This window comes from Nonomuraea glycinis (genome assembly GCF_014646515.1).
Taxonomy (GTDB): domain Bacteria; phylum Actinomycetota; class Actinomycetes; order Streptosporangiales; family Streptosporangiaceae; genus Nonomuraea; species Nonomuraea glycinis.
This window is the reverse complement of sequence record NZ_BMNK01000027.1, coordinates 91,299-99,851: the sequence shown is the minus strand read 5'-3', so window position 1 is coordinate 99,851 and position 8,553 is coordinate 91,299. Positions and strand designations below refer to the sequence as shown.

11 protein-coding genes are annotated in these 8,553 nt (G+C 70.8%); 3 read left to right on the top strand and 8 right to left on the bottom strand.

Annotated elements, in window-relative coordinates; genetic code table 11:
- Positions 1 to 130: 130 nt before the first annotated feature.
- Entirely contained in the window at positions 131 to 253 is a 123-nt protein-coding gene (locus tag IEY87_RS46910) for a hypothetical protein (RefSeq protein ID WP_263651524.1), read from the bottom strand.
- 57 nt (positions 254 to 310) lie between these two features.
- Between IEY87_RS46910 and IEY87_RS43895 the strand changes: the two genes are divergently transcribed.
- Positions 311 to 901, top strand: coding sequence for a histidine phosphatase family protein (locus IEY87_RS43895; RefSeq protein ID WP_189144826.1), 591 nt, complete (start codon positions 311 to 313; stop codon positions 899 to 901).
- Here the strand turns inward: IEY87_RS43895 and IEY87_RS43890 are convergent.
- The 6 genes from IEY87_RS43890 to IEY87_RS43865 all read right to left on the bottom strand — a co-directional run bounded on the left by IEY87_RS43890 (position 888) and on the right by IEY87_RS43865 (position 4,328).
- Positions 888 to 1,154 (bottom strand): RNA polymerase sigma factor, encoded by a 267-nt coding sequence (locus IEY87_RS43890; protein ID WP_189144825.1) that lies wholly within the window; start codon positions 1,152 to 1,154, stop codon positions 888 to 890. The genes IEY87_RS43895 and IEY87_RS43890 overlap by 14 nt on opposite strands.
- Positions 1,155 to 1,167: 13 nt before the next feature.
- Complete coding sequence (locus IEY87_RS43885) at positions 1,168 to 2,049, bottom strand: maleylpyruvate isomerase family mycothiol-dependent enzyme (protein WP_189144824.1); 882 nt, start codon at positions 2,047 to 2,049, stop codon at positions 1,168 to 1,170.
- A gap of 22 nt (positions 2,050 to 2,071) precedes the next feature.
- Complete coding sequence (locus IEY87_RS43880; RefSeq protein ID WP_189144823.1) at positions 2,072 to 2,830, bottom strand: hypothetical protein; 759 nt, start codon at positions 2,828 to 2,830, stop codon at positions 2,072 to 2,074.
- 46 nt (positions 2,831 to 2,876) lie between these two features.
- Entirely contained in the window at positions 2,877 to 3,137 is a 261-nt protein-coding gene (locus IEY87_RS43875) for a hypothetical protein (protein ID WP_189144822.1), read from the bottom strand.
- 87 nt (positions 3,138 to 3,224) lie between these two features.
- Positions 3,225 to 3,461 carry a DUF397 domain-containing protein gene (locus IEY87_RS43870; protein ID WP_189144821.1) on the bottom strand — a complete coding sequence of 79 codons (237 nt, stop codon included), beginning with the start codon at positions 3,459 to 3,461 and terminating at the stop codon, positions 3,225 to 3,227.
- Positions 3,462 to 4,328, bottom strand: coding sequence for a Sco1979 family transcriptional regulator (locus tag IEY87_RS43865; protein WP_189144820.1), 867 nt, complete (start codon positions 4,326 to 4,328; stop codon positions 3,462 to 3,464). It abuts the gene before it with no gap.
- A gap of 187 nt (positions 4,329 to 4,515) precedes the next feature.
- Between IEY87_RS43865 and IEY87_RS43860 the strand changes: the two genes are divergently transcribed.
- Together IEY87_RS43860 and IEY87_RS43855 are read left to right on the top strand one after the other, a co-directional pair.
- Complete coding sequence (locus IEY87_RS43860) at positions 4,516 to 5,019, top strand: ATP-binding protein (RefSeq protein WP_225277000.1); 504 nt, start codon at positions 4,516 to 4,518, stop codon at positions 5,017 to 5,019.
- Between the two features lie 68 nt (positions 5,020 to 5,087).
- Positions 5,088 to 7,502: a helicase-associated domain-containing protein gene (locus IEY87_RS43855; RefSeq protein ID WP_189144818.1), complete on the top strand. Its 2,415-nt coding sequence runs from the start codon at positions 5,088 to 5,090 to the stop codon at positions 7,500 to 7,502.
- Here IEY87_RS43855 and IEY87_RS43850 read toward each other — a convergent pair.
- Positions 7,486 to 8,493: an ABC transporter substrate-binding protein gene (locus tag IEY87_RS43850; protein WP_189144817.1), complete on the bottom strand. Its 1,008-nt coding sequence runs from the start codon at positions 8,491 to 8,493 to the stop codon at positions 7,486 to 7,488. The two genes, IEY87_RS43855 and IEY87_RS43850, sit on opposite strands and share 17 nt — an antisense overlap.
- Positions 8,494 to 8,553: the final 60 nt, after the last annotated feature.

The following is an 8,553-nucleotide window of genomic DNA, read 5'->3' as shown; positions in this document are numbered from 1 at the left end:
CCACCGGACCGGCTTCCACAAAGCGAAAGCCAGCCCCGTACTCCCACTCACCGAGTACGGAACTGGCTCCCGCCACGCTACGCCACCCGGCACACTCAACCCACACGGGCATGGGTAAGCACAGGAAATCTCAGACGGTCTCGATGAAGTGCACGGCGATGCGGGCCTGGCCGGGACCGGGCACCGGGTCAGGGACGGTCTCGGGTCGGAGGTTGCCGGGAGGGCCGTAAGAGTGAAGCAGGATGGCGTGCATCGCTCCACCCTGTTACCTCAAGCTGAGTTGAGGTCAACCGTGCACCATGATGGACGCATGGACGAGATGGTGCTGCTGAGACATGGTGAGACCGAATGGAGCAGGTCGGGCAGGCACACCGGCCTGACCGACGTGCCGCTGACGGCGCATGGGGAGGAGCAGGCGCGCGCGCTGGCACCGTTGATCAAGGAGCGCCCGTTCGATCTGGTGCTGGTCTCTCCCGCCCAGCGCGCGAGCCGCACGGCGGAGCTGGCCGGGCTGAGCGGCTTCGAGGTGGACCCGGACCTGTGGGAGTGGGACTACGGCGGCTACGAGGGCATCACCACACCCGAGATCAGGCAGACCCGGCCGGGGTGGTACCTGTGGCGTGACGGCGTGATCCGGGGTGACGCCGCCCATCCGGGCGAGAGCGCCGAGGAGGTGGGCGCGCGCGTCGACCGGGTGATCGCCAAGGCTAGGAGGGTGCCTGGGCGGGTGGCGCTGGTGGCGCACGGTCACCTGCTGCGCGTGCTGACCGCCCGCTGGCTGGACCTGCCGCCGCAGGACGGCCGCTACTTCAAGCTGGACACGGGCACCTACTCGCGGCTCGCCTTCGAGCACGGCGAGCCGGTGATCGCGGCCTGGAACGCCCCGCTCAACCGACCCTGACCCGTAAGGCCGCCTCGTGCAGCGCTCGGCCGGTCAGCCAGTCGCGCAGGGGGCCGAGGCGAGGGTCGTAGGACAGCGGTCGCTCCCATAAGGCCACGAACACCTCCTGGGTGACCTCCCCGGCGAGCCCTTCGTCGCGGGTCACCCGGACCGCCACGCCGTAGACGGAGGCGCTGTGCTCGTCGTAGGCGGCGCGCAGGGCGTCGAGATCGCCCGCGACCAGCCGCGCCGACAGCTCCGCGTCGTCGTCCATCAATCACAGCCCATCAGTCACAGCCCAGCGTGGCGGCGGCGCGGAGCAGCTCGCGGGCGAAAGCGGGATCACCTTCCGCCGCGTACGGGAAGCAGCCCGGCTCCCACCGGTCGGCCAGCAGCCGGCAGAAGTCGACCGCGTCCGCCGACACCACCGCCGTCACCCGCTCCGAGGCGGGCGAGAGCGGGACCGTCCACGACCCGCCGCCCGGACCGGTCAGCACGAACGTGGCCGACACGTCGCGGCGCGACTTCCTGATCGCCCGGGGCAGCATGGCCAGCCCGAACTCGGCGATCATCCGCAGGTGGTCGGGCGGCGGCGGCTGAGCCGGGCGGCCGAGCGCCTGCCGGACGTCGTCGGCGTGCGTCCAGGTCTCGAACGTCCGCTGGATCAGCGCGTGGCGCAGCGACCCGCGTACCGGCTTGGCGCCGGCCAGCTCCACCTCCGCGCCGAGGAGCGCGCCCGTCGTCGCCGAGACGCGCTGCAGCAGTGATCCGGCCTGCTCGCGCCAGCGGGGGTAGACCGGATCGGGCTCCGGGGCGCGCACGCCGAGGAACCAGGCCACCGGCCCGTCGTTGGCGGCCAGGTGCTCGATCATGCGGCGTACGGTGCGGTGCCTGGCGACCGGGGCGCCCCACTGCCGCGTGGTCAGCCCCGCGAGCAGCTCGTCCAGGAGCGCGACCTGCTCGGCGTAGGGCACCGCCACTTCGGCGACGCCCTTCTCGGCGGGCGCCCTGCGGCGCCGGGCCCTGGTCAGCACGGCCGCACGCAGCCGCGGCGGTGCCACGGCTGCGGGGTCGGGGCCGTCGAGGAAGGTGATGGCCGCACGGCAGTGCGGGCAGGAGCCGACGTGGCCGTCGGCGCCGTGCCCGTTGGAGAGGTACGCGTCAGTCATGGCTGCCTCCGCGACCATGACGCTAACCCGATGCGCGCTCCGGCGCCAGACGGCTGCCGGGGAAGGGGGCGAGAAGGGTCTCCCGCCAGGGGCCGTCGAGGAAGTCGCGGGCACGTCTGCCCCAGGCGAGCAGCCGGGGGTCGGCCGTGGCCTCGTCGTCCAGGCCGAGGGCGGCGTCGCGGGCCCGCTGGGTGGCCAGATGGTCGTCGAGGGAGACACCCCAGAGGGTGACGGCCTCGTTGTCGGTGAACAGCACCTCGTACAGGCCGGCCAGCCGGTGTCCGTGCTCGGCCAGCAGCGGGGCGCGTTCGGCGCGGACGGCCGCCAGGTAGTCCAGGGCGGCGCCGGGCCGTACCCTGGCGCTCTCGAACAGGTAGAACTCGGCGGGCGGCACCTGAGTGAGCGGCGGGCTGCCGGCCACGGCGCCGAGCGGCCGCGAGAAGGCCGAGTGGCGCAGATCGTCGATGTCGGACAGGAACAGCCGCTGGTCCACGCCGCGGTAGATGTCCATCATCTGCCGCCAGCCGCCGTCCCATCCGCCGTGGCACTCCCACAGGGTGACCACCTTGAACTGGGGGTGGCCGGTGATGCCGACGGCGTAGAAGGCGCCGGCCAGGTCGATGTCGCGGGAGCGGATGGACATGCCGGAGGTGAGTTCGGGCGCCGTCCTGGTCTCGTCCTCGCGCTTGTAACGGGTCAGCCAGGTCAGGTACTCCAGCGGACGCCGCGAGTTCATGGGCCTGAAGTCGACCTCCTCCAGCAGGTGGATTCCGCGCCGCACCACGCCTCCTCGACCAAGCGGTTGCTCGGTCAGGAGCGTAACACGGTCAGGACAGGGCTTGAGCGGGCTGCGGCCCCCGGCCGGTCAGCCACTCCAGGACACGGCGGTGCCCGTGCGTGGCGTCCTCGAAGTGCCCCCACTGCCAGTAACGCGGCTGGTCCCGGATTCCGGTCACCCAGGTGCGATAGGAGACCGAGCCGCCGTCCGCGAGCGCCGGCGCGACACCGTACGTGCGGATCACGACCTTGCCGCCGGGTGCGAACAGCACGTCGTCGGCGATCGGATAAAGGGTCATCTGGTCGAGCATGACCTCATCCTCCACGGGCGGATAGGTCCGCCCGTTACGCCCCCGGCGCGCCCTCGTTAAGCGGGCGTGCCGGGGGTTAACAGCGTGTTACACCAGCAGAGCGTCAAACTCTCCGTCCTTCACCCCGAGCACCAGCGCCCGGATCTCGTCGCGGGTGTAGATCAGGGCAGGGCCGTCGGGGTAGCGGGAGTTGCGCACCGCGACCCCACCGTCGGGGAGCTCCGCAAGCTCGACGCAGTTGCCCTGCGAGTTGCTGTAGCGACTCTTGCGCCAGGCCACCTGGGTCAGGTCGGCCGCAGGCATGCCGTTATAGGTCTGGTTCATCTACATCTTTCTGAGAAGGCCGCCGATGAGCTCGACGGTGCCCCCTGGCGTGGTGCTCTCCACGCACAACTGCTCCATTGCAGTGAGGTACGGGTCGATATCCTCACGTTTGTCCAGGTACAGGGCACCCCAGAGCTGTTCGACGTAGACAACGTCCGACAGGTCGGACTCGGGAAACCGCAAGATGCTGAACGCGCCACCTTCAGCGGCGTGCATGCCGAACTTGAAGGGCATCACCTGAATGGTGATGTTGGGAAGGGCGGCGACTGCCAGCAAATGCTGGAGCTGCTCGGCCATGACCTTCTGGCCGCCGATGGTCCGTTTGAGCGTCGCCTCGTCGATGACCGCCCACAGACGCGGGCCGTCCTTCTGGGTGAAACGCTCCTGCCGCTGCATGCGCAGATGCACGCGGCGCTCGATCTTCTCGGGCGAAAGGTCGGGATTGCCGAGTTGGTACACGGCCCGCGCGTACGCGGCCGTCTGCAGGAGGCCGGGCACGAACTGCACCTCATAGGTCCGGATCAGGCTCGCCGCCTCCTCCAGGCCCACGTAGGTGGAGAACCAGGTCGGCAACTCCGCCGAGTACTTGTGCCACCACCCGGGAGTGTTGGCCTCACGGACCATCTCCAGCAGGGCTCGGCGTTCGGCGTTGTCGTCGACGCCGTACAGCGTGAGCAGGTCCTCGACATCACGTGTCTTGAATCCGACGCGGCCGAGCTCCATCCGGCTGATCTTGGACTCGGAGGCACGGATGTGGAATCCGGCCTGGTCGCGGGTGAGCCCGCTGCCCTCACGCAACCGCCGTAGGCTCGCACCGAGCATGATGCGCCGGACGGTCGAGCCAGAGCCGGGCGGATCGATGGACACGTGGTGCTCCTTGGTCGTTTCCTTGCCACACAGTCTGTCACTTCACGGCCGAAAGATCATGGGCCGCGGCCAAGATCCCCTTTCCCACCGATTGACCTTTTGATGGCCATACCGTAGCGGCTGCAAGATGCCTCTGCACGTGCATTCGCTCTTGCAAGTGCACGAGAGTTTGTCGCAGAATGATCACGTGCACTCCACCACGGCGCTCGGCCAATGGACCACGTTCGACTGGTGGCCCCCGGTCGGCTGGTGGCCGGACGCGGCGCGCGATCTGCTGATGTCCGGCCCTTCCGCCAGCGCCACATTCGTGCTCCCCCCGGTCGCCTCTTCCATCCACTCCGCCCGCTGCTTCGCCTCCGGGGCGCTGACCGCGTGGGGACTCACCGAGCTCGCCGACAACATGGAGCTGGTGGTCTCGGAGCTGGCCACCAACGCGCTGCGCCACGGCCTGCGCCTGGAGGAGCCCCGCTGCCATCGCCCCGTCCACATGTCCCTGGTGCGTCATGGATCACTGGTGACCAGCGCGTTCACCGATCCCGGCACCTCCGTACCGGTGCTGAGATACCCTGGCCCCCTTGACACCGGCGGCCTGGGTCTCCACATCGTCGACTCGTTAAGCCTTCGGTGGGGCTGGTCCGCGCTCTCGCCCTACGGGAAGATCGTCTGGGCAGTCCTCTGCCAGCCGGAGTGATCTGCATTACCGTGGATGGTCATGGCTCACGGTGAGTTCCACGCGCGACCCCATGAGAGTGCTGACCGATGGACGATCACCTGCTCGGCTGGCTACGAACCCTCGACGAAGACCGGCTCTGCCGCATCCTGGCGAACCGTCCCGACGCCATCGCCGCACCGTGGCCACGGCGGCTCGACACCCTGGCCCAGCGGCTGAGCAACGGCGTGGCCGCGCTGGAGGCGCTGCGGCGGCTCCCGCTGCCCTGCCTGCAGCTCGCCGAGGCCTGTCTGGTCACCCACGAGGCGACCGCCGACAAGCTGGCCGGCTTCCTCGGCGCCCCAGTCGAGGAGCTGCGCCCCTGGCTCGACCACCTCTACGACCACGCGCTCGCCTGGCCGGCCGGTGACGGCCTGATCCACCTGGCCGAGGCCGTCTCCCGGTGGTGGACCGCGCCGCTCGGCCTGGGCGAGCCGCTCGACCACTACCTCAACTCCTGGACCATCAGCGGCGACACGCTGCGCGCCCTGGCCCGCAGCCTCGGCCTGCCCCCGCACACCAACAAGCGCCGCACGGTCACCCGGGTGACCGAGGCGCTCGGCGACCCCGACCGGCTGCGGACGCTGCTGGCCCACGCCCCCGGCGGCTCGCGCGACCTGCTCGACGCCTTCGCCTGGGAGGGCCCCGTACGCGACGTCGACGGGACCAGGTTCGTCACCCACGGCACGCCGGAGAAGTGGTCGGCCGACCACGGCCTGCTCTACCGGCCGAGCTGGAACGTGGCGGAGATGCCCAGGGAGGTGGCGCTCTGCCTGCGCGGACCCGGCTACCACCCGCCGTTCGCGCCGCGGCCGCCCGAGGTGGCCACCATCCCGGTCGACCCCGAAGAGGTCGACCACCTGATGACGCTGGCCGCGCCGCACGTCGTGGAGCGGTGCGCGGCCCTGCTGGACAACACCTCCAAGACGCCGCTGCCGCTGCTCAAGTCCGGTGGCGTCGGCGTACGCGAGGTGCGCAGGGTGGCCAAGGAGACCGGCTGCGACGAGGACGAGACCCGCCTGCTGCTGGAGATCTGCGCGGTGGCCAGGCTGCTCGCGTGGGACGAGCCGTCCGGCGGCATGGTGCCCACCGAGCGGTTCGACCGCTGGCGGCTGGACGAGGGCTCGGCCCGGTTGCGGGTGCTGCTGTCGGCCTGGTGGCGCATGGAGCGCTCGTCGCTGCGCAGGTCCGACGGCAAATACGGCACCGTGCTCGGCGACGACCAGAGCGGCGCCGCCGTCGCCCGCATCCGCCGCGCGGTGCTCTCCGTCCTGCTGCACCTTCCTTCCGGTACGGCCTTCGCCGACCGCGCGGCCCTGGCGGGCAACGTGCACTGGCACGCCCCGCTGCTCGACCGCGACCTGCTCGCCGAGTGCGCCTCAGCGGTGATCGACGAGGCGCGGCTGCTCGGCCTGCTGGCCAACGACGCGCTCACCGACCTCGGCCGGGCGCTGGCGGGGCTGTCCGACCAGGCCGGTGGCGAGAGCGACGATCACGTGCCGCTGGTGGAGCACGATCCGCTGCTGGTGGAGGCCTCGACGAGGGCGCTGGCCAGCGTCCGCAGGAGTGCCCTGTTCGGCCCGGACCTGACCGCGGTGGTGACCGGACCGCCGTCGGCCGAGCTGGCGTGGCTGCTGGACCGGGTGGCCGAGCGGGAGTCACGGGGCGCGGCGTCGGTGTGGCGGTTCACCACCGAGAGCGTGCGCCGCGCGCTCGATCGCGGCTATGACGCCGACGAGCTGCTGACCGAGCTGTCCGGGGTCGGCGCGATCCCGCAGCCGCTCGAATACCTGGTGCGCGACGTGGCCCGCAGGCACGGCGAGGTGACGGTGACCACCGTGGGCTGCGTCGTGCAGGCCTCCGATCCGGCGCTGCTCGCCGAGATCGCCGGGCATCGCCGGCTGGCCAGGCTGGGGATGCGGCTGCTGGCCCCCACCGTGCTGGTGGCCGCCGCCACGGCCGAGCGCACGCTGGCCGCGCTGCGCGAGCACGGCTACTCACCGGTGCCGGTCGCCGACACCGGCGCGATCGCCATCCGCCGCAGCGCCCGCGTCGAGCAGCCCCTGGGCGGCAAGCTCATCCTGCTGCCCGGCGGCCAGGTGGCGGAGCTGCCCGAGCCCGCCGACGCCGACGAGCCCCCTTACGTGATCGCCGAGCCGACGCCCGACCCGCAGGAGCACGCCCGCCGCCTGATCGCCGACAGCCGGTCTCCGGGCGGGCAGGCCGGACGCACCTGGGCCGTCATCGGCAGGATGGCGGTCCGGCTGCCGACCGCCCAGCAGTCACTGCTCGGCTTCGTCGTCGACCGGGGCGTCCGGGCGGGCATCGAGCTGACCGACGGCACGACCGCCACCATCAGCCACGGGGAGCTGCGCGGCGGCGCGCTGGAGGCCTGGTGCGAGGAGGCGGGCGACTACCTGGAGTTCCCCCTCGCCGAGATCATCGAGGTCAGAGCAGCTCTTTAGCCTTCTTCAGGTTGGTCACCAGCTCCTCCAGGAAGTCGGCGTAGCCCTGGTAGCTGAAGGGGGCCTCGGCGCGCCACGGGTAGAGCCGGCCGGCCTTGACCGCGGGGAGCTTGGCGAAGGTCGGCTTCTTCATCATCTCCTCGGGCGTGAGCGCCTGCGTGCGGGTGTCGTACAGGATCACGTCCGCGTCGTACATGTCGGCGTTCTCCCAGCTCAGCGTCTGGAAGAAGCCGCCCTCGTCGACCTTGTCCGGCTTGACGATGTCCAGGCCGTTCTCGGTGAGGTGCATGATGTCGGCGTACTCGGGCGGGTTCACCACCCACATCTGGTCGGCGCCGCCGGACACCATGAGGATCTTGATGTCCTTGAACTGGGCGAGCTCCTTGGTCGCGGCCGCCATGCGCGCCTTGGCCTCGGGCACGCCCCGCATGTCGGCGCCGAGGGACTTGGCCAGCTCCTCGTACTTACCGATGACCTGGCTCGCGGTGCGGCCGGTGAGCATGATGCCGGCGGTGGGGGCGACCTGCTCGATGGTGTCCTTGGACTTCTCCGGGACGTACCAGAGCGTGCCCTTCTCGTACATGCTGCTGACGAGCAGCTCGGGCTGCAGGGCGATGTACTGCTCGACGTTGAACTCGTCCCAGACGTTGCCCAGGCCCGTGACCTTGGTGATGTCGACGTTGCCGACCTGCGGGTCCTTGGCGCCGTCGGCCAGCTTGTGCGGGCCGAACACGCCGACCGGGCGGACGCCGAAGTCCCACAGCGCGGCCGCCGCGCCCACCTGGGCGACGATCCTCGTGGGTGCCTTGGGCAGGTCGAGCTTCTTGTCGCGGTCGTCGGTGAACGACCACGTCTGTGCCGCCGGGGCCGGCGACGACGCCGGGGCCGCCGGGGTGGCGCCGCCGCCACCGCAGGCCGACAGGGTGAGGGCGGCCGCGAGGCCGACCGTGGCCGCGAGGAACCCCCTGCGAGCCAGTACCGGTCCCGACATGTGTAACTCCTAAGGTTAGGCTTGCCTTCGTACCGAGGCATTACATTAGCCTCGCTTGAG

Coding starts and splice junctions, on each gene's coding strand:
- IEY87_RS43870 (WP_189144821.1), bottom strand. CDS start 3,461: ATGAACCAGACCTATAACGGCATGCCTGCGGCCGACCTGACCCAGGTG.
- IEY87_RS46910 (WP_263651524.1), bottom strand. CDS start 253: ATGCACGCCATCCTGCTTCACTCTTACGGCCCTCCCGGCAACCTCCGA.
- IEY87_RS43855 (WP_189144818.1), top strand. CDS start 5,088: ATGGACGATCACCTGCTCGGCTGGCTACGAACCCTCGACGAAGACCGG.
- IEY87_RS43875 (WP_189144822.1), bottom strand. CDS start 3,137: ATGCTCGACCAGATGACCCTTTATCCGATCGCCGACGACGTGCTGTTC.
- IEY87_RS43850 (WP_189144817.1), bottom strand. CDS start 8,493: ATGTCGGGACCGGTACTGGCTCGCAGGGGGTTCCTCGCGGCCACGGTC.
- IEY87_RS43890 (WP_189144825.1), bottom strand. CDS start 1,154: ATGGACGACGACGCGGAGCTGTCGGCGCGGCTGGTCGCGGGCGATCTC.
- IEY87_RS43895 (WP_189144826.1), top strand. CDS start 311: ATGGACGAGATGGTGCTGCTGAGACATGGTGAGACCGAATGGAGCAGG.
- IEY87_RS43885 (WP_189144824.1), bottom strand. CDS start 2,049: ATGACTGACGCGTACCTCTCCAACGGGCACGGCGCCGACGGCCACGTC.